This is a genomic window from Serratia sp. BFP-2025, from assembly GCF_050880365.1.
In the GTDB taxonomy this organism is placed as follows: domain Bacteria; phylum Pseudomonadota; class Gammaproteobacteria; order Enterobacterales; family Enterobacteriaceae; genus Serratia; species Serratia surfactantfaciens.
Map to the genome: position 1 here is coordinate 400,239 of NZ_JBPAFV010000002.1, position 18,069 is coordinate 418,307.

General features: G+C 59.6%; 22 protein-coding genes. 12 read left to right on the forward strand and 10 right to left on the reverse strand.

All coding sequences use genetic code 11. From position 1 onward, the window contains the following. Positions 1–184 precede the first annotated feature (184 nt). From ACRAWE_RS17345 to npr, 11 genes are all read left to right on the forward strand, one after another. Positions 185–1,162, forward strand: coding sequence for a calcium/sodium antiporter (locus ACRAWE_RS17345; RefSeq protein ID WP_432525659.1), 978 nt, complete (start codon positions 185–187; stop codon positions 1,160–1,162). 16 nt (positions 1,163–1,178) lie between these two features. After that, complete coding sequence (kdsD, locus tag ACRAWE_RS17350; RefSeq protein ID WP_432525660.1) at positions 1,179–2,165, forward strand: arabinose-5-phosphate isomerase KdsD; 987 nt, start codon at positions 1,179–1,181, stop codon at positions 2,163–2,165. Positions 2,166–2,182: 17 nt separating this feature from the next. Continuing rightward, positions 2,183–2,737, forward strand: a complete 555-nt coding sequence (gene kdsC / locus ACRAWE_RS17355) for a 3-deoxy-manno-octulosonate-8-phosphatase KdsC (protein ID WP_432525661.1) — start codon at positions 2,183–2,185, stop codon at positions 2,735–2,737. Continuing rightward, positions 2,734–3,312, forward strand: coding sequence for an LPS export ABC transporter periplasmic protein LptC (gene lptC / locus ACRAWE_RS17360; RefSeq protein ID WP_019453139.1), 579 nt, complete (start codon positions 2,734–2,736; stop codon positions 3,310–3,312). Before kdsC ends, lptC begins: the two co-directional genes overlap by 4 nt. After that, positions 3,281–3,820 carry a lipopolysaccharide ABC transporter substrate-binding protein LptA gene (gene lptA / locus ACRAWE_RS17365; RefSeq protein WP_025160121.1) on the forward strand — a complete coding sequence of 180 codons (540 nt, stop codon included), beginning with the start codon at positions 3,281–3,283 and terminating at the stop codon, positions 3,818–3,820. The genes lptC and lptA overlap by 32 nt, the downstream gene beginning before the upstream one ends. A gap of 6 nt (positions 3,821–3,826) precedes the next feature. Further along, complete coding sequence (gene lptB / locus ACRAWE_RS17370; RefSeq protein ID WP_004937040.1) at positions 3,827–4,552, forward strand: LPS export ABC transporter ATP-binding protein; 726 nt, start codon at positions 3,827–3,829, stop codon at positions 4,550–4,552. 52 nt (positions 4,553–4,604) lie between these two features. Then, entirely contained in the window at positions 4,605–6,038 is a 1,434-nt protein-coding gene (gene rpoN / locus ACRAWE_RS17375; protein ID WP_063918697.1) for an RNA polymerase factor sigma-54, read from the forward strand. Between the two features lie 23 nt (positions 6,039–6,061). Then, positions 6,062–6,349: a ribosome hibernation promoting factor gene (hpf, locus tag ACRAWE_RS17380; RefSeq protein ID WP_004937038.1), complete on the forward strand. Its 288-nt coding sequence runs from the start codon at positions 6,062–6,064 to the stop codon at positions 6,347–6,349. 155 nt (positions 6,350–6,504) lie between these two features. Then, positions 6,505–6,966, forward strand: coding sequence for a PTS IIA-like nitrogen regulatory protein PtsN (gene ptsN / locus ACRAWE_RS17385; protein WP_016930212.1), 462 nt, complete (start codon positions 6,505–6,507; stop codon positions 6,964–6,966). A gap of 129 nt (positions 6,967–7,095) precedes the next feature. Further along, the gene (gene rapZ, locus ACRAWE_RS17390) at positions 7,096–7,950 is read left to right on the forward strand and encodes an RNase adapter RapZ (protein ID WP_015379177.1); all 855 of its coding nucleotides are present in this window, start codon (positions 7,096–7,098) and stop codon (positions 7,948–7,950) included. Continuing rightward, positions 7,947–8,219, forward strand: coding sequence for a PTS phosphocarrier protein NPr (gene npr, locus ACRAWE_RS17395; RefSeq protein WP_004937034.1), 273 nt, complete (start codon positions 7,947–7,949; stop codon positions 8,217–8,219). Before rapZ ends, npr begins: the two co-directional genes overlap by 4 nt. Before the next feature lie 48 nt (positions 8,220–8,267). Here the strand turns inward: npr and ACRAWE_RS17400 are convergent, their stop codons facing one another. From ACRAWE_RS17400 to ACRAWE_RS17445, 10 genes are all read right to left on the reverse strand, one after another. After that, the gene (locus ACRAWE_RS17400; protein ID WP_432525663.1) at positions 8,268–10,184 is read right to left on the reverse strand and encodes a BglG family transcription antiterminator; all 1,917 of its coding nucleotides are present in this window, start codon (positions 10,182–10,184) and stop codon (positions 8,268–8,270) included. Between the two features lie 51 nt (positions 10,185–10,235). After that, positions 10,236–11,450 carry a lactonase family protein gene (locus ACRAWE_RS17405; protein ID WP_063918695.1) on the reverse strand — a complete coding sequence of 405 codons (1,215 nt, stop codon included), beginning with the start codon at positions 11,448–11,450 and terminating at the stop codon, positions 10,236–10,238. Positions 11,451–11,664: 214 nt separating this feature from the next. Further along, positions 11,665–12,405: a 2-dehydro-3-deoxy-phosphogluconate aldolase gene (dagF, locus tag ACRAWE_RS17410; RefSeq protein ID WP_019453144.1), complete on the reverse strand. Its 741-nt coding sequence runs from the start codon at positions 12,403–12,405 to the stop codon at positions 11,665–11,667. Further along, on the reverse strand, positions 12,402–13,520 hold the full coding sequence (locus tag ACRAWE_RS17415; protein ID WP_019453145.1) for a DgaE family pyridoxal phosphate-dependent ammonia lyase: 1,119 nt from the start codon (positions 13,518–13,520) through the stop codon (positions 12,402–12,404). Before ACRAWE_RS17415 ends, dagF begins: the two co-directional genes overlap by 4 nt. Continuing rightward, positions 13,504–14,643, reverse strand: a complete 1,140-nt coding sequence (locus ACRAWE_RS17420; RefSeq protein ID WP_432525664.1) for an amidohydrolase/deacetylase family metallohydrolase — start codon at positions 14,641–14,643, stop codon at positions 13,504–13,506. The genes ACRAWE_RS17415 and ACRAWE_RS17420 overlap by 17 nt, the downstream gene beginning before the upstream one ends. A gap of 63 nt (positions 14,644–14,706) precedes the next feature. After that, complete coding sequence (locus ACRAWE_RS17425; protein WP_004937013.1) at positions 14,707–15,357, reverse strand: DUF4310 family protein; 651 nt, start codon at positions 15,355–15,357, stop codon at positions 14,707–14,709. A gap of 11 nt (positions 15,358–15,368) precedes the next feature. Further along, a complete protein-coding gene (locus tag ACRAWE_RS17430) occupies positions 15,369–16,145 on the reverse strand; it encodes a DUF4311 domain-containing protein (protein WP_004937006.1) in 777 nt (258 codons plus the stop codon). A gap of 30 nt (positions 16,146–16,175) precedes the next feature. Next, entirely contained in the window at positions 16,176–16,472 is a 297-nt protein-coding gene (locus ACRAWE_RS17435; protein WP_019453147.1) for a DUF4312 family protein, read from the reverse strand. Further along, positions 16,472–16,837, reverse strand: a complete 366-nt coding sequence (locus ACRAWE_RS17440) for a glycine-rich SFCGS family protein (protein ID WP_019453148.1) — start codon at positions 16,835–16,837, stop codon at positions 16,472–16,474. Before ACRAWE_RS17440 ends, ACRAWE_RS17435 begins: the two co-directional genes overlap by 1 nt. 36 nt (positions 16,838–16,873) lie before the next feature. Further along, the gene (locus ACRAWE_RS17445; RefSeq protein WP_086012753.1) at positions 16,874–17,200 is read right to left on the reverse strand and encodes a glycine dehydrogenase; all 327 of its coding nucleotides are present in this window, start codon (positions 17,198–17,200) and stop codon (positions 16,874–16,876) included. 444 nt (positions 17,201–17,644) lie between these two features. Here ACRAWE_RS17445 and rnk point away from each other — a divergent pair, with 444 nt between their 5' ends. Then, entirely contained in the window at positions 17,645–18,055 is a 411-nt protein-coding gene (rnk, locus tag ACRAWE_RS17450) for a nucleoside diphosphate kinase regulator (protein WP_004936993.1), read from the forward strand. The last annotated feature ends 14 nt before the right edge of the window (positions 18,056–18,069 follow it).

Sequence of the window (18,069 nt, forward strand, 5' to 3'; positions counted from 1 at the left end):
GGTTTTACTTTTCCGCGCCACCCGGTCAAAATTGGCGCCATAACGAAAAAAAACGAAAGTGTTCAACTATTAGCCGGGAAAAACCGTTGCTGCGACTCAAACGCGCGCAACGGAGGGCAAGCAATACCGCCGCATTGACGGCTTTAACCAACGAACCGGGATAATACCCGACAAAGGACCCTGCATGTTTCTCGCGATAGCATTATTAATCGTTGGTTTATTTCTACTGGTGTACGGTGCAGACCGCTTAGTTTATGGTGCTGCCGTGATTTCCCGCTCGCTCGGCGTGCCGCCGTTGATCATCGGCATGACCATCGTCGGCATCGGCACGTCGCTGCCGGAGTTGATCGTGTCGACCACCGCCGCGCTCAACGGGCAGATAGATATGGCCGTTGGCAACGTATTAGGTTCCAACATCACCAACATTTTATTGATCCTGGGCGTCGCGGCGCTGATCCACCCGCTGGCGGCGCGCTCCGAAATACTGCGGCGCGAACTGCCGTTGATGTTAGCGGTCACAGTATTGTGCGGTTTCGTGTTGATGGACGGCACCCTCAGCAGGCTGGACGGCGTGCTGCTGTTGGCCGCCGCCGCCGGCTTCATCCTGCTGATGCTGAAAATCGCCCGTCTGGCGCAGCGCGAGGGCAGCGACAGCCTGACCATGGAGCAGATCGCCGAGTTGCCGCAGGACAGCAGCAACACCGTGGCGGTGCTGTGGCTGGTGCTGGCGTTTATCATTCTGCCGCTCTCTTCCAGAATGGTGGTCGATAACGCGACGGTGATCGCGCACTATTTCGGCCTGAGCGAACTGGTGGTCGGCCTGACCATTATCGCCATCGGCACCAGTCTGCCCGAGTTGGCCACCTCCATCGCCGGGGCGCTGAAGGGCGAAGATGATATGGCGATTGGCAACATCATCGGCTCCAATATTTTCAACACGGTGATCGTGCTGGGCGTACCCGCCCTGCTGTCGCCGGGCAGCGTGGACGCCTCCGCCTTCCAGCGCGATTACTGGGTGATGCTGGCGGCCAGCGTGCTGCTGAGCGTGCTGTGCATCGGCCGCAAACACCGCATCGGCCACCTGGCGGGCGCGCTGTTATTATGCGGCTTTATTGCGTATCTTGCGGTGCTGTTCTTTAACCCTTTCAGTACTTTCGGCTAAACCGACGGGAATGAGTATGTCGAACATTGAGTTGCAACCGGGCTTCGATTTTCAACAGGCCGGTAAAGAAGTGCTTCAGATAGAGCGTGAAGGGCTGGCCCAGCTCGACAGCTACATCAACGCAGACTTCACCCACGCCTGCGAAACCATCGCCGCCTGCAGCGGCAAAGTGGTGGTGATGGGCATGGGCAAGTCCGGTCATATCGGCTGCAAGATCGCCGCGACATTCGCCAGCACCGGCACCCCCTCATTCTTCGTTCATCCGGCGGAAGCCAGCCATGGCGATTTGGGTATGGTCACCTCGCAGGACATCGTGCTCGCGATTTCCAACTCCGGCGAGTCCAGCGAGATCCTGGCGCTGATCCCGGTATTGAAACGCCAGCAGATCACCCTCATCTGTATGACCAACAACCCGGAAAGTTCGATGGGCAAGGCGGCGGATATCCACCTGTGCATCAAGGTGCCGCAGGAGGCCTGCCCGCTGGGGCTGGCACCGACCACCAGCACCACTGCCACGCTGGTGATGGGTGATGCGCTGGCCGTCGCGCTGCTGAAAGCGCGCGGGTTCACGCCGGAAGATTTCGCGCTGTCCCATCCGGGCGGCGCACTCGGCCGCAAACTGCTGCTGCGGGTTAGCGATATCATGCACAGCGGCGACGAAATGCCCCACGTCAGCGCCGACGCCTCGTTGCGCGACGCGCTGCTGGAAATCACCCGCAAAAATCTGGGCCTGACGGTGATCTGCGACGATCTGATGAAAATCGCCGGCATCTTTACCGACGGCGACCTGCGACGGGTGTTCGACATGGGCATCAACCTGCACGAGGCGAAGATCGCCGATGTCATGACGCCGGGCGGCGTGCGGGCGCGCCCCAATATCCTGGCGGTCGATGCATTGAACCTGATGCAACAACGCCACATCACCGCACTGCTGGTTGCCGATGGCGACCAATTGCTGGGTGTGGTACATATGCATGACATGCTGCGCGCCGGCGTCGTTTAATTAAGGAATAGAACGGAATGGGTATGGTAGAAACCTGCTACGGGCTGGTAGAACAAGAGGTTATGGCGCGTGCCGGGAACATTCGCCTGTTGATTTGCGACGTTGACGGCGTGCTGTCGGACGGCCTGATCTTCATGGGCAACAACGGTGAAGAATTGAAGGCGTTCAACGTGCGCGACGGCTACGGCATCCGCTGCTTGAAAACCTCGGACATTGAGGTGGCGATCATCACCGGTCGCTCCGCCAAGCTGCTGGAAGACCGCGCGCAGACGCTCGGTATCACCCATCTGTATCAGGGGCAATCCGATAAGCTTTTGGCCTTCCGCGAACTGTTGGATACACTGTCGTTAACGGCGGATCAGGTCGCCTATATTGGCGATGACCTGATCGACTGGCCGGTGATGGCGCAGGTCGGGCTGGCGGTCGCGGTGGCGGACGCACACCCGCTGCTGACGCCGCGCGCTCACTATGTCACCCGCATTGCCGGCGGCCGCGGCGCGGTGCGCGAACTGTGCGACATCATTCTTTTGGCTCAAAATAAGCTGGAGGACGCCAAAGGGCTGTCGATATGAGTAAAACCAAACTGTGGATCACCATCCTGTTGACGGTGATCGTTCTGGCGCTGATCGGCTGGAACATGACGGACTTCAGCGACGACACCGCGCCTGGCCCGGCCAACGATCAGGATCCGACCTACCAGAGCCAGCATACGGTCACCGTGGTGTACAACCCGGCCGGCAAGCTGAATTACAAGCTGGTGGCGGAAGACGCGAAGTATTACACCGCCGGCGAGCTGAGCTGGTTCACCCAGCCGGTGATGACGCTGTTCGATGAGAATGCGGTGGCCACCTGGTCAGTTCGCTCCGATCGCGCCAAACTGACAAAAGACCGGATGCTGTATCTGTATGGTCACGTCGAGGTAAACAGCCTGACCACCACCTCGCAGCTGGAAAAAATTAAGACGGACAACGCTCAGGTAAACCTGGTCACCCAGGACGTCACCTCCGATGACGAAGTCACGCTTTACGGGACCAATTTTACCTCTAACGGCATGAAAATGCGTGGGAACCTGCGGACCAAAACCGCTGAGCTGATTGATAAGGTTAAGACCAACTATGAAATCCAGAACCAAAAACCAACTCCGTAATCTGTTGATCGGCAGCTTAGTTTTGGCCGCCAGCGCCCCTGCTCTGGCGCTGAAATCCGACTCCAGCCAGCCGGTCAGCATCGACTCGCTCAAGCAGTCGTTGGACATGCAAAGCAACGTCAGCACCTTCACTGACAACGTGGTGATCAAACAGGGCACCATCGATATCCGCGCCGACAAGGTGGTGGTCACCCGTCCGGGCGGAGATCAGAATAAGACCTATATTGAAGCGTTCGGCAACCCGGTAACCTTCTACCAGATGCAGGACAGCGGCAAACCGGTCAAAGGCCACGCGCAGAAAGTGCGTTACGACGTGGCGACCCAGCTGGTGACCCTGACGGGCAACGCCTATCTGGAGCAGCTCGACAGCAACGTGAAAGGCGATCGCATCACCTATCTGGTGCAACAGCAGCAAATGCAGGCGTTTAGCGACAAAGGCAAACGCGTGACAACGGTTCTGGTACCGTCGCAGTTGCAAGACAAAAACGGGCAAAAAAAGAGTAACTAATCACTTATGGCAACACTCATCGCAGAAAACCTGGCGAAAGCCTACAAGGGCCGTAAAGTTGTCGAAGACGTCAGCCTGAAAGTGAAATCCGGCGAGATCGTCGGCCTGCTCGGGCCGAACGGCGCCGGTAAAACCACCACCTTCTACATGGTGGTCGGCATCGTGCCGCGCGACGCCGGGCGCATCGTGATCGACGAAGAAGACATCAGCCTGCTGCCGCTGCACGCCCGCGCGCGCCGCGGCATCGGCTATCTGCCGCAGGAAGCGTCGATCTTCCGCCGTCTGAGCGTGTACGACAACCTGATGGCGGTGTTGGAGATCCGTCCCGATCTCACCAGCGAGCAGCGCGAGGACCGCGCCAAGGAGCTGATGGAAGAGTTCCATATCTCCCATCTGCGCGACAGCCTCGGCCAGGCGTTGTCCGGCGGTGAACGCCGCCGCGTCGAAATCGCCCGCGCGCTGGCGGCCAACCCGAAATTCATTCTGCTGGACGAACCCTTCGCCGGGGTGGATCCGATTTCCGTTATCGATATCAAGAAAATCATCGAGCACCTGCGTGACAGCGGCCTGGGCGTGCTGATCACCGACCACAACGTGCGCGAAACGCTGGACGTGTGTGAACGCGCCTATATCGTCAGCCAGGGCAAACTGATTGCCCACGGCACGCCGGATGCTATTCTGGCCGACGAGCAGGTAAAACGCGTTTATCTGGGCGAAGAATTCCGCCTCTGAGCGCCGGCGCGCCCTGCGGGGCGACACCGTTAACGGAAGTAGACAGAAGACTATGAAGCAAGGTTTGCAACTCAGGCTCAGCCAACAGCTGGCCATGACTCCTCAGCTCCAGCAGGCGATCCGCCTGCTGCAGTTGTCCACGCTTGAGCTTCAGCAAGAGATCCAGCTGGCGCTAGAGAGCAATCCGTTGCTTGAACAGACCGATCTGCACGACGAAATCGACGCCAAAGAAACCCAGGATACCGAGGGGCTCGATACCCGCGAGGCGTTGGAACAGAAAGACATGCCGGAAGAGCTGCCGCTGGACGCCACCTGGGATGAAATCTACACCGCCGGCACCCCGTCCGGCACCGGCACCGACTACAGCGACGATGAGCTGCCGATCTATCAGGGCGAGACCACCCAAACGCTGCAGGATTACCTGATGTGGCAGGTGGATCTGACGCCGTTTTCCGATACCGACGCCGCCATCGCCACCTCCATCGTCGACGCGGTGGACGACACCGGCTACCTCACCGTCCCGCTGGAAGACATTCTGGAAAGCCTGGGCGACGAGAACGTGACCCTTGAGGAAGTCGAGGCGGTGTTGAAGCGCGTGCAGCGTTTCGATCCGATCGGCGTCGCCGCGCGCGATCTGCGCGATTGCCTGCTGGTGCAGCTCTCCCAATACGCCAAAGACACCCCTTATCTGGCCGAAGCCCGGCTCATCATCAGCGACCATCTGGATCTGTTGGCCAACCACGACTTTCGCAGCCTGATGCGATCAACCCGGCTAAAAGAAGATACACTGAAAGAAGCGATGCTGCTGATTCAGTCGCTCGATCCGCGCCCGGGGCAGTCTATCAATACCGGCGAATCGGAATACGTGATTCCGGACGTGCTGGTGCGCAAGACGCAGAACAAGTGGACGGTGGAGCTCAACGGCGACAGCGTGCCGCGTTTAAAGATCAATCAGCAGTACGCCGCGCTGGGCAACAGCGCGCGCAGCGAAGCCGACGGCCAGTTTATCCGCAGCAACCTGCAGGAAGCCAAGTGGCTGATTAAAAGCCTGGAGAGCCGCAACGAAACCTTGCTGAAGGTCACCCGCTGCATCGTCAGCCAGCAGCAGGCGTTCTTCGAGCAGGGCGAAGAGTTTATGAAACCCATGGTGCTGGCGGATATCGCCCAGGCCGTGGAGATGCATGAATCGACGATCTCGCGCGTCACCACGCAGAAGTTTCTGCACAGCCCGCGCGGCATTTTCGAATTGAAATATTTCTTCTCCAGCCACGTGAATACCGACAGCGGCGGCGAAGCCTCCTCGACGGCGATCCGCGCGTTGGTGAAGAAATTGATTGCGGCGGAAAACCCCGCCAAACCACTCAGCGACAGCAAGCTGGCCACCCTGCTCTCCGATCAGGGGATCATCGTGGCGCGGCGCACCGTCGCCAAGTACCGAGAGTCTTTGTCCATCCCGCCGTCGAACCAACGCAAACAGTTGGTTTGACCTCTATTGAGAAGGAAGACACTATGCAGCTCAACATTACCGGACACCACATCGAAATCACCGATCCGTTGCGCGAGTTCGTGAACAACAAGTTCGCCAAACTCGAACAGTATTTTGATCGCATCAATCAGGTGTATGTTGTATTAAGTGTGGAAAAAGTGCAGCAAATTGCGGAAGCAACGGTGCACGTGAATGGAGGCGAGTTGCACGCCACCTCGGAAGACGAGAATATGTATGCCGCAATTGATACGCTGATCGACAAATTGGCACGTCAATTGAACAAACATAAAGACAAATTGAAGCAACACTGACACCCTAACCCATTCCATGAGGTTGCATACGTCGCAGCCTCGCCGTTCGGCGCGTGACCCGCATGGGTGACGCGCCGAACGGTAATCAGGGTTAAAACCGACGAAAAACCGCCTTGCCGGGTCCGCCCGGTGGCGCGGTTTTAAGTGAAGATGAGATGAACAACGAATATATGCAATTAAGCTCGGTGTTAAACATCGAGTGCACCAAAAGCTCGGTACACTGCACCAGCAAGAAGCGGGCTTTGGAAATTATCAGCGAACTGGCCGCCAAACAGCTCAATCTGCCTTCGCAGGTGGTGTTTGACGCGGTTCTCACCCGGGAGCGCATGGGCAGCACCGGTATCGGCAACGGTATCGCCATTCCCCACGGCAAACTGGAAGAGGACACACTGCGGGCCGTTGGCGTGTTTATCCGTCTCGACCAACCCATCGCTTTCGACGCCATCGACAATCAGCCGGTCGATCTGCTGTTCGCGCTGCTGGTGCCTGCCGATCAGTGCAAAACCCATTTGCATACCCTGTCGCTGGTCGCCAAACGCCTGGCCGACAAAACCGTATGCCGCCGCCTGCGCGCCGCGCAGAGCGACGAAGAACTTTACCAAATCATCACCGAGTGATGCCCGGCCGGCGTGACTTCCAGCCCGGATAACGATACTGTTTCACGATGATGGATCCGGCTGCGGCCGGAATAACAAAGTTTCCAACGGTGGCGATGAACGCCGCCGCGATGCCAGGGGAGTTGCCACATGGTGCTGATGATTGTCAGCGGCCGTTCCGGTTCCGGAAAATCCGTCGCCTTGCGGGCGCTGGAAGACATGGGTTTTTACTGCGTTGACAACCTGCCGGTGGTCCTGCTGCCGCAGCTCGCCAATACGCTGGCGGAACGCAATATCTCCGCGGCGGTCAGCATCGACGTGCGCAACATGCCGGAATCGCCGGAAGTGTTTGAATACGCGATGACTCAGCTGCCGGACAGCTTCTCGCCGCAGCTGCTGTTCCTCGACGCCGATCGCAACACGCTGATCCGCCGTTACAGCGACACCCGCCGCCTGCACCCGCTCTCCAGCAAAAACCTGTCGCTGGAAAGCGCGATAGACGAAGAGAGCGACCTGCTCGAACCGCTGCGCTCGCGGGCCGATCTGATTATCGACACCTCGGAAATGTCGGTGCACGAGCTGGCCGAAATGCTGCGCACCCGCCTGCTGGGCAAGCGCGAGCGCGAGCTGACCATGGTGTTCGAATCCTTCGGCTTCAAGCACGGCATTCCGATCGACGCCGACTACGTGTTCGACGTGCGCTTCCTGCCCAACCCGCACTGGGATCCGAAGCTGCGGCCGATGACCGGTCTGGACAAGCCGGTCGCGTCGTTCCTCGATCGCCATACCGAAGTGCACAACTTCATCTACCAGACCCGCAGCTACCTGGAGCAATGGCTGCCAATGCTGGAAACCAACAACCGCAGCTACCTGACGGTCGCTATCGGCTGTACCGGCGGCAAGCACCGTTCGGTATACGTGGCGGAACAGCTGGCCGATTACTTCCGCTCGCGCGGCAAGAACGTGCAGTCGCGCCACCGCACGCTGGAAAAGCGCAAACAATGACGGTCAAACAGACGGTTGAAATCAAAAACAAGCTGGGCATGCACGCACGCCCGGCGATGAAACTGTTCGAACTGGTGCAAAGTTTCGACGCCGAAGTGATGCTGCGCAACGAAAGCGGCACCGAGGCCGAAGCCAGCAGCGTCATCGCGCTGCTGATGCTGGATTCCGCCCAGGGCCGGCACATCGAAGTCGAGGCGACCGGCCCCGACGAAGTCAACGCGCTGGCGGCGGTGGTCGAGCTGTTCAACTCCGGGTTTGATGAAGATTAGCCGCTGAGGGCGCACCTTTGCGCCCAATCCCCCCATATTATCTCCCACTCAGCTTCGGCTCAGGCAGTCCAGCGCCACCGCTTTGAAGCTGTCGAAGCTGTCGCTGCCCAGCAGGCGGCTCATTGAGCGCTCACGCACGAAGGTGACGAACAGCTCGTAGATCGCCATCGCCTCTTCATAGTCGCTCTTGCTGATCGCCAGCAGGAAAATCACGTGCGCGACCTCGCCTTCGCCCCAGGCGACGCCCTGCGGCGCCAGCAGCGTCACCACCACGGTCTTCTTCGCCAGCAGCCCCAGCGAATGCGGCAGCGCGATGCCCTCGCCCAGCAGCGTGGAGACGATCGCCTCGCGTTCGACCACCGACGGATAAAAGTCCGCGCCGACGTACCCTTCTCGCTCCAGCTGGCCGCACACCCGGCTGAACAGCTCAGCCTGCGTCAGCGGCTCGTTGAGCACCATGAAATGCTCGGCGTCGAAGAACTTCTCCAGCATGTACGGCCGGGTGCGATCCACCAGCACCAGCTTGCCCAGTTGCTCCAGCTGATAATCGGTCGGGAACGGCGACATCACCACCACCGGCTTGTTCTTCTCGCCGATGCGGGCGTTGGAAATCACGAAGTCTTCGTCGATATGCGCAAGCATCTCGTAATCGCGCAGCGAAACGATGCGCGTCATCACCAACTGCGGATACTTGCGCGCAATCTGCGCCTGGATCATGCGCACCGTCGAGTTGCCGGTATCGCACACCAGCATCACCTGCGGGTGGCGTTCATAACCGATGTTGTAATGTCGCTCCAGCCCCACGCCGATATGCAGCACCAGATAGCCGATCTCGTTCTCGCTCAGGGTATAGGGGGTGTATTTGCCCCAGCTGGAGACCGCCGCCAGCGTCACGTCGTAAGCCATCGGATAGTGCTGCTTGATGTTGGCCAGCAGCGGATTGGGGATATTGATCTGGTACTTCACCCGCGTAATCATGGTTTTGATATGGGTGAGCAGATCGGCCCGCAGCTGCTCGTCGCCCTGCAGGTTGTAGTTATAGTGCGCGTTGATGTAGGACAGGATGTAGTCCACCAGCGCTTCTTCATCGTCGGCGTTGATCTCGGTCGGCTGCACGTCCTGCACGCGCCGCGCGGCGATGTTGACCCGCAAATAGGCCTCTTCGGCCATCGAGATCTCTTTGCCGGAGGCCGAACGCAGCTCTGCCGCCAGGCGGGTCGACACCTGGCGCACCGCCTCGTCGCCGTCCTCCACTTCGAAGTCCGGCAGCGGATAGCCGTCGCTGATGCGCCGCAGCGCCACCGCGCAGTAGAAGATCAGATACTGCTCGCCCTCGTCGGTCAGGCGAATGGCATATTGCGACAGCAGCGGGTGCAACAATCCGGCGAACGCCGCCACCTGCGGCTGCAGCAGGATCTCGTTGTTGAGCAACGGGTTCTCGGCGTCGGCCAGCTGTAGCTGGAACAGCAGATCGGTCAGGCAGGCGCGGATCGCCATTTCCGCGCCGAACAGCTTCATGCCGTAGCGCGGCTTGGTTTCGATCGTCAATTGATAATGCGCCAGACGCTCTCTCACCTCAGCCATGTCGTTTTGCAGCGTGCCGCGGCTGACGAACCACTCGTCGGCCAGATCTTCCAGTTTGAGAGAGAAGGCTGAGGTCAAAAAACGCACCAGCAGATAATGCACCCGCTCCTGCGCGCTGCGCGGGGTAGCCTGCTTGCGGCGCTCCTGCTGCTGCAGGGCGCTGAACAGCGCAGCGTTATCGACCTGCAGACGATAGCCGGCCCCGCGATTATGCACGAAGCGCGCGCCGTATTTGTCCAGGATCTCGTTCAGCGCGGTGATATCCGCCCGCACCGTGCGGGTGGACACGGCGAAACGCTTCGCCAGCTCATCCTGCGGCAAAGTCTCGGTTTGCAAAGCATCGAACAAGTAAGCCAAACGCGGGTAAGGAAATCGCACCATTCTGTGTCCGTCAATCAGGCGGCCCGCCCGGCGAACCGGGCGGGCCACGGGTTACTTCGGCGGCGGCAGGAACGCCATTTGCGAAGGGCTGCCGATCGGCAGATAGCCGCCCGCAAAGCTGAGTTTGCCGTCCGTCGGGTTGACGCTGAAGCGGGTGACGTTATCGCTGCGCTGGTTAAGCGCATACAGATAGCGGCCATCCGGGCTCAGCGCCAGCGAACGCGGGTAATCACCGCGGGTCCAGGTTTCCGCCACCGGTTTCAACTCACCGCCGGCGCCCACGCTGAACTGGGCAATGCTGTTATGCAGCCGGTTGGCGACGTACAGCGTGCCGCCATTCTTGCTGAGCGCCAACCCCGAAGCGAAGCTGGTACCCTGATAGTCGGCGGGCAGCGCGGAAACCGCATGCAGTTGTTTCAGAGTACCTTTTTGGCGATCAAAACGGTAGCTGGTCAATGTCGAAGCCTCTTCGTTCACCAGCAGCACGGTGCCGCCGTCCGGATGGAACACAAAGTGGCGCGGACCGGCACCGGCGGACGAGGCGGCGATCCACGGCGGATCGTTCGGCGTCAGCCGGCCGCTCGCGGCGTCAAAGCGCCATTGGTAGATGCGATCCAAGCCCAGATCGGTGGAGAACACGAACTTGCCGCTCGGATCGCTGGCGATCATATGGGCATGCGGGCCGTTGTGATCGCTGATGGCGAAGCTGCCGTTCACTGCCGCCGCCGGTTTGGCCGCCCCCGCCGGGCCCTGCTGTTGCTGCACCGAGCTGGCGGCACCCAGGCTGCCGTCCGCTTCGATCGGGAAAGCCGCCACGCTGCCGCTGACGTAGTTGGCCACCAGCAGATGGCGCCCGTCTGGCGTCGATGAGAGATACACCGGCCCCGCTCCCTGCGAATCCACCTGGTTGAGCTGGATCAGGCCGCCGTCGGCCGGATTGACCCGGTAAGCGGTGATACCGCCGTGTTTGCCGCCGTTGAAGTCGGCCACTTCACTGGCGACATACAGCGTCTTGCCGTCAACGCTCAGCGTCAGCTGCGCCGGATTCGGCACTTTGCTGACCAGCGTGGCGTGGCTCAGCGCGCCGCTGGCCGGATCGACCTGCACCCGGTAAACGCCTTCGCCGTTGGGATTGTAGGTGCCGATATAGGCGAAATGAGATGACGTGGAGTTCATTGCATCCTCAGCATGCAGCGCCGGGCCGGTCACGGCCAGCAGCGCCAGGAACAACGCGGTGCGTCGGGTTGAAGCCTGCCAGTTTCGCATAGTAATCCTCAGTATATATCCGTCATCTTTCAAGCCGCAGCGTTGTTGGCTGCCCGCACTCACCCCAGTCACTTACTTAAGTAAGCTCCTGGGGCTCCTGCGCTTGCCGCCTAGCTGCAACTTGAAAGCTATAGGCTATAGCTAACGGCGGCGCGGCATGCCGCGCCACGGGAAAACCTTCGCCTCCCAGCGTTTACCTCATCCCATTACGCGTTCAACCCACCAGCTTTTTGGTCATCGCCAGCAGGGTTTTCACGTCCTGCGGACGCGTATCGCCGCTGGCGGCGTCGATGATCGAGCTGTAGATATGCGGGATCACGCGTTTCACACCGGCCGCCAGCGCGATCTCGACGATCGGCTCGTAGTTTTCCAGATCGATGCCGCCGGTCGGCTCCAGCATAAAGTCATGCTCGGCACAGGCCTTGGCTACGTACTGGTATTCGTCCTTGCACTTCAGGCCGCCCATCGGGAAATACTTGATGGAGCTGCCGCCCATGTCCTTCAGCAAGGCGATGGCGGTTTCCACCGGCACGATGCCGTCCGGCGCCTCGGCGCTCAATGGGCCGGTAGAGATCTTCACCCAGCCGACGCGGCCGGTCGGCGACACCAGGCCATTGACCACGCTGTCGTTCTGGCCCAGCAGCGCGCGGCTGGCGCCGACGCCGGTAAACACCTGGTTAACGTGCTGCGGCTGCACCTGCTGAGCGATCAGGCTGACCATCGCCGACTGCTTCGGATCGCCGGCGCCCAGGCCGACCGAGAGCGCGTTTTCAATCAGGCGCGCATAGCGCAGCATGTCGGTCACCGCGCTGTCGACGTCCGGGTAGTTCTTGGAGAGCACGCCCACCAGCACATGGCCTTCCGCCGCGGCATAGATGTCCTGCGCGTTGGCTTTGGAGCCGGCCAGCACGTTCAGGCAGACGCGGTCGCGATAGTAGTTAGGCTGCAGCTTCATGCTTGTTTCTCCGTAAACAGGTTCTTGATACAGCTAAAGACGGTCATCAGCTGTTGCTCGTCGACGCTGCGCACGTCGACCTCAATCTTGCCCTCGTTGGCCTTGTAGCCGCGGAAGTAGATGGCAATATCGCCGGTTTTCAGCGCCTGGACGATGTCATAGGTCGACCGCCCCAGCACTGCTTCGTCGAAAGTGATCTCGGCGCGGGCGATATCGCGGCCGGCGCTGTCCCAGACGGTTTTGGCGCTGACGCCGGTCAGGGTGTTGAGGCTATCGAGGAACGGCGTCATCCGCTCCACCATCTGTTGCCCGGTGGTTTTCTCAAGCGTCAGATAGCTTTCAATTGCCTGCGTCAGGCCGAGGATGCCCTCTTTGCCGACCTTCATCGCCCGGCCGATGCCGCCGGACTGCAGCTTCACCCACTCGACGTACTGTTTCTTGCCGATCACCAGGCCGCTGGTCGGCCCCTCGATGGCTTTGGCGCCGCTGTAGATCACCAGATCGGCCCCCATCTGGTAGTAACACATCAGATCTTCTTCCGCCGCGGCGTCGACGATCAGCGGCAGGTTATGTTTGCGCGCCACCACCGCCGCCTGTTCGACGGACAGAATGCTTTTCTGCACGCAGTGGTGCGATTTGACGTACAGGATCGCCGCCGTCTGCGGCGTGATGCAGGCTTCAATCTGCTCCGGCGAACATTCGTTGGCGTAGCCCGCCTCCACCACCTTGCCGCCGCCCAGCGCCACCATGGTGTCCACCGGCGCGCCGAAGTTGACGTTGTGGCCGCGCGGCAACACGATCTCGCGCGGCACGGTGATCGGCGCCGAGTGCAGGTTCACCAGCAGATTGGCGTTATCTTTAACGATCGCTGCCGCCACCGACTGGGCGATGCCCGCCGAGGCGCAGGAAACGATCACCGCGTCCTCCACGTTGAGCAGGTCAGCGATGTAGGCGCCGGTCTTGTTGACCAGATCCTTGATTTCGAAGTAGTGATTCAGGCCGTAATCAACGGCGTCGATCACGTCCTGGCGCGGCGTGGAAACGCCGAGAATGGTCATGCGGCCGGAGGTGTTGATCACCTGCTTCAAACCGTATTTTTCATAAATCGAAGACATGGCTTGCCTCCCCTTGTTCGGTTAATAGGATTTCCCCGGCCACCACCGCGGCCAGCGGCACCAGCAGCTGTTCGCCCTCGGCGGTTTGCCCTTCGGCGTCGGCGAAGACCTGCGGTTCGCGGCGCAGTTCAAACAGCGTGAAATCGGCGTCATAGCCCAGCTCCAGCCGGCCCTTGCCGCTCAGCTGCAGCGCCGACGCGGCGTTCTCCGTGACGCAGGCGATCACCTGCGGCAGCGTCAGGCCGACGCTGAAGAATTTGGACATCACCGTCGCCAGGCTATGCACCGGCCCGTTCATGCGGTTGCGGCAGTAAATATCGGAGCTGATGGTGTGCGGCAAAATTCCCAATTTGATCGCCTGGCGCGCCACCTCGAAACTGAAGCTGGCGGTGCCGTGCCCCACGTCGAGCAACACGCCGCGCCGCAGCGCGCGCTGGATAGACTCGCGCAATGTGCCCGCCGGCGTCAGAATACGGTTTGGTTTGCCGTTGTAGCAGTGGGTGATGATGTCGCCGCGGGTCAGCAGATCGGCGATCTCGTCCAGATCCGGCGGGTTGTTGCCGATATGCACCATCAGCGGCAGCTGGCGGTTTTCCTGCTGGATCTCTTTGGCCAACACCAGCGGCCGGGTGCCGTTTTTCCCCACCACGCTGCTGCTCATGCGCGCCTTGATGCCGATGATGAAACCGGGGTGGTTGGCGATGGCCTGGCCGGCCTCGCGCTTGTCGATGTCCGCCATATCCGCCAGCTCGTTCTGCCGCAGCAGGCCGATGCGCGAGATGTTGAGGAAGGCGAAAACGTTGGTTTTGGCGCTGCGCGTCAGCTGATAAAAAGCGTCGATATCGTCGGCGCCGGTGCTGCCGGCGTCGACTACGCTGGTGACGCCGCTGGCGACACCGACCCGATCCGGTTCGTCATGGTAAATCGGCGATTCGGGATAGCAGTGCACGTGCGCATCGATCCAACCGGCGCTCAGGCGGCAGTTACCCGCCAGATCCAGTTGGCGAACGGCGCTGACGTCCGCCGCCAGCCGCCCCACCGAGGCTATTTTGCCGTCCTTTACCGCCAGATCGATCAGCGTATCGTCCGCCAGTCTGGCGCCTCTGATTACTAAGTCATACATACCGCATTGCTCCTGTTAGCCCGGGCGCCGCCGCAGCATCGGGCGGCGCCTGGCGCAGGCCTCTTAAGAAATGGCTACCGGGAAGATCGCTCCCAGGATCATCGCGCCGAGGATCGCTCCGCCGGTGATCGGTTTGCCCCAGATATAGAACAGCAGCGCACCGAGCAGCGAACCGATGCCGATCGGGATCGAAGCGGTCATCGCCGACAGGATGATCAACGGCCCGAGGAAACGGCCCGACGAGTTGCCCGCGCCCATCATCACGTCCGCGCCGTAGGTGGAGTTGCTCTGATTGATGGTGAATTTGCGCGCCAGGATGATCACGTAACCGATCGCCAGGCCGATGATCAGACCGGTGGCCAGCGACGCGGCGAAGTTGGCGACCGGGAACACGATGCCGGCCCCCAGCAGCAGCGCCGGGACGCCCAGCCCGACGCCGGTCTGGATCGCGCCGCCGATGTCCAGGATGCCCACCAGCGAGCCTTCGATGATGCGCGCGAATAGGAAGCTGGCGCCGAACGCCGCCACCGCGCCGTACACGCCGGTATCCATCCCTGCCCGCAGCATGGAGACGAACGCCACTTCGTTAAAGGCGCCGATGCCGTACAGGTAGTACATGTGCGTCCCGGCGAACACGCCGGAGGACAGCAGGCCAACAAAAATCGGGAATGACCAGTCGGCGTACCAGAAGCCTTTTTGGGTTTGCTCTTCCATCATCCCGCTCCTTATTTACCGCTCAGGGTGTTGTGAATGGCGTCCAGCCAGCCCGGCACGCCGAGGCTGAAGGACTCGAGAACTTTCATGTCGAAGCCGCGGAAGAAGCCGCTCAGCACGAACAACAGCACGATCACCGCCATCATGATCTTGGTTATCTTGTTCCAGCCGCTCTCTTCCACGCCTTTGCCGATCAGAATGCCCAGCACCAGGCCCGGTACGGCGTTGCCCATGATCAGCTGCGCCAGGCCGCCGAAGATGGTGCCCCAGAAGCCGGAACGGCGCCCGGCGTCGATCGCCGCCAGCCAGAAGATCACCGGCATCACGGTATTCACCAGCAGGTTGGCCGCCGGCACCAGCACCTTGATCGCGGTGACCTGCAGCGCGGCGGGCACAGCGGAAGCGGTGGTGTTGAGGAAGGCCACCACCAGCATGCCGATGATGCCGCAGGCGATAGCCATTTTTTTCGGATCGTGCAGCGTTTGCGCCAGGTTGCGGTTCTTGACCATCAAGGCCGCCGCGCCCCAGTGCGGAATGATGCGGTGGTCGACGTCCTGCGTGAAGGAACCCGCCGCCACGGAAGACGCCCAGGCGTTGAAGAAGAAGCCCAGACCGAATGAGAAATGGGAAGCCGGATCGCCCTCGCAGGAGTTCAGCTCGCCCAGGGTGCGAAACGCCCCCATGCCCTGTGTGGTCGGTGCGTGGAACATGCGCGCGGCGCCGGCCCCTACGCCGACCCCCACCAGTCCACCGATAATAATCGATTTAAATAAGATGATTAAAAACATCAGTATACCCTTTCATTTATGCTAACGTTTTTATTTCGTGACGAAGACAACCTTCTCGGTGTTGATAATGGTTACGTTCACGGTTATTTCCAGAGAAACGGCATAGCTTTTTCTTTCGCGCGGCAAAAAGAAGAAAAGAAATTTCTCTTTAGTTATTTTCTCTTCCGCTTTCAAGACGCTGACGTCCTGCGGCTCGATGCGCAGCAGAATATTATTGGTGGACTTTAATACCGCGCCCTGCACATTAGCCAAGGCGGAAGCAAAAGCTTTCGCCTTGCTGTCGCCTTTACCCTCCACCTTTACCGATGTGGTATATTGCTCTTTCATTATGGATTGCCATGTTTTTTGACGTAGGCTTCCACCAGTTTCTGGCCCAGCTCTTCTTTATCCATAAAGCCGAAGCCCAGCACGTTGTAGCCTTCGTTAATTGCCGTCACGCCCTCTTCCACCGAGCGCATGCCGTATTTTGCCTTGTAGCCGTGTTTGGTTTGCGCGGTAATCGCGCCGGCGCCGCCGCTGCCGCAAAAAGAGATGCCCAGCTGTGCATTTTCCGCTTTCATCACGTCGCCCAGCTTCATATCCGCCGCCACGCCGGGGATAACCACCGCTTTTCCGCCTGCGCTTTCAACGCCTTGTCCGACTTTTTGCCCTTTACCCAAACGATCGCCGATCACTACGGTAATTTGACCCATGGTATATTCTCCTGATTGAAATCGATGCGTTAACCGCTATGCGTTATTATCTTTCGCCACTTCGAAGTGCACGGACAGCAAATAGGCTTCTTCGATAGGCAATGTGCCAAACTGATTCACCACGCGCTCCGCCATTTGCATGGATTCGGCAGAAATTTCGTCGAATAACGATTTATCCACCTCCGGCAATGGCTCACCGGTTATTGAACGCAGCACCATGGCGCGAATATGCGACTCCAGCATCTGTTGCTGCACCGCATTGGTATAAATATTGTCAGCATTCAGCATCGCGGTAATATCCGCCAATACCCGAGCGGTGATCGCCCCGGCTTCGCTGACATCGGATTGTTCAATTTCTTTTATCGAAGCAGATCCATCATTCACTTTTCAGTACCCCTAGATCCCACATTAATCAGTAAGCCGTAAAGCGCATCACCTGAATAACCCGCTTTCTGTGATGTCTTTACCCTACCCCCGCCAGGATTTTCTGTGTAGACCGGTTTTTTCCAGTTCGAAGTGGAAATCGAATGACGCGCGGAGATCCATTTCGCAAAACGGCGCGGCGGCGAAAAAGTAAATGAGATAACAAATACATAACCCAGCTAACCGTTTCTTTTGCCACGATTGACGATAAAAGCCTTCGTGATCGGGATCTCTTTCTTTTCTCGCCTCAACCGCCTACTATCAATAGGACAAACCGACATTACCCACACCCCCGCTCCTCTGGCGCGGGGGTGTTGCTTTGTGTTGTTTTTCCGAATTTATGGGTGCACAGACTGGCACCCTTTGATTTGACTGGAGAGTGGAATGACCAAACCCATCATTACTATTAATGAGCTGGATGCGGAACGCCTGGATGCGCTATTGGAACAACCGGCCTTTGCCAATACCGACGTCGCCGCCGCGCTGAACGACGAATTGGATCGCGCGGAGATCCTGCCGCCTGAGAAGATGCCGGCCAACGTGGTGACCATGAACAGCCGCGTGCGTTTTCGCGATCTGCACACCGATGAAGAGCACGTGCGCACGCTGGTCTATCCGGCATCGCTGAAAGACAGCCACGATCAGCTGTCGGTGATGGCGCCACTGGGCGCAGCGCTGCTCGGCATGCACGTCGGCAAGCAGATCTCCTGGCAATTGCCGAACGGTGAAGAAGCGCGGATTGAAGTGCTGGAATTGCTGTACCAGCCGGAAGCGGCGGGCGAATACCACCGTTAAGCGGTTATCAGGGC

What these genes read in the sequence shown, in the direction of transcription:
- ACRAWE_RS17405 (WP_063918695.1), bottom strand. Translation starts at nt 11,450, where the DNA reads ATGCGAAACTGGCAGGCTTCAACCCGACGCACCGCGTTGTTCCTGGCG.
- rpoN (WP_063918697.1), top strand. Translation starts at nt 4,605, where the DNA reads ATGAAGCAAGGTTTGCAACTCAGGCTCAGCCAACAGCTGGCCATGACT.
- ACRAWE_RS17440 (WP_019453148.1), bottom strand. Translation starts at nt 16,837, where the DNA reads ATGGGTCAAATTACCGTAGTGATCGGCGATCGTTTGGGTAAAGGGCAA.
- lptA (WP_025160121.1), top strand. Translation starts at nt 3,281, where the DNA reads ATGAAATCCAGAACCAAAAACCAACTCCGTAATCTGTTGATCGGCAGC.
- ACRAWE_RS17420 (WP_432525664.1), bottom strand. Translation starts at nt 14,643, where the DNA reads ATGTATGACTTAGTAATCAGAGGCGCCAGACTGGCGGACGATACGCTG.
- ptsN (WP_016930212.1), top strand. Translation starts at nt 6,505, where the DNA reads ATGAACAACGAATATATGCAATTAAGCTCGGTGTTAAACATCGAGTGC.
- ACRAWE_RS17435 (WP_019453147.1), bottom strand. Translation starts at nt 16,472, where the DNA reads ATGAAAGAGCAATATACCACATCGGTAAAGGTGGAGGGTAAAGGCGAC.
- lptC (WP_019453139.1), top strand. Translation starts at nt 2,734, where the DNA reads ATGAGTAAAACCAAACTGTGGATCACCATCCTGTTGACGGTGATCGTT.
- hpf (WP_004937038.1), top strand. Translation starts at nt 6,062, where the DNA reads ATGCAGCTCAACATTACCGGACACCACATCGAAATCACCGATCCGTTG.
- ACRAWE_RS17415 (WP_019453145.1), bottom strand. Translation starts at nt 13,520, where the DNA reads ATGTCTTCGATTTATGAAAAATACGGTTTGAAGCAGGTGATCAACACC.
- rapZ (WP_015379177.1), top strand. Translation starts at nt 7,096, where the DNA reads ATGGTGCTGATGATTGTCAGCGGCCGTTCCGGTTCCGGAAAATCCGTC.
- kdsD (WP_432525660.1), top strand. Translation starts at nt 1,179, where the DNA reads ATGTCGAACATTGAGTTGCAACCGGGCTTCGATTTTCAACAGGCCGGT.
- kdsC (WP_432525661.1), top strand. Translation starts at nt 2,183, where the DNA reads ATGGGTATGGTAGAAACCTGCTACGGGCTGGTAGAACAAGAGGTTATG.
- dagF (WP_019453144.1), bottom strand. Translation starts at nt 12,405, where the DNA reads ATGAAGCTGCAGCCTAACTACTATCGCGACCGCGTCTGCCTGAACGTG.
- rnk (WP_004936993.1), top strand. Translation starts at nt 17,645, where the DNA reads ATGACCAAACCCATCATTACTATTAATGAGCTGGATGCGGAACGCCTG.
- ACRAWE_RS17425 (WP_004937013.1), bottom strand. Translation starts at nt 15,357, where the DNA reads ATGGAAGAGCAAACCCAAAAAGGCTTCTGGTACGCCGACTGGTCATTC.
- lptB (WP_004937040.1), top strand. Translation starts at nt 3,827, where the DNA reads ATGGCAACACTCATCGCAGAAAACCTGGCGAAAGCCTACAAGGGCCGT.
- npr (WP_004937034.1), top strand. Translation starts at nt 7,947, where the DNA reads ATGACGGTCAAACAGACGGTTGAAATCAAAAACAAGCTGGGCATGCAC.
- ACRAWE_RS17430 (WP_004937006.1), bottom strand. Translation starts at nt 16,145, where the DNA reads ATGTTTTTAATCATCTTATTTAAATCGATTATTATCGGTGGACTGGTG.
- ACRAWE_RS17400 (WP_432525663.1), bottom strand. Translation starts at nt 10,184, where the DNA reads ATGGTGCGATTTCCTTACCCGCGTTTGGCTTACTTGTTCGATGCTTTG.
- ACRAWE_RS17345 (WP_432525659.1), top strand. Translation starts at nt 185, where the DNA reads ATGTTTCTCGCGATAGCATTATTAATCGTTGGTTTATTTCTACTGGTG.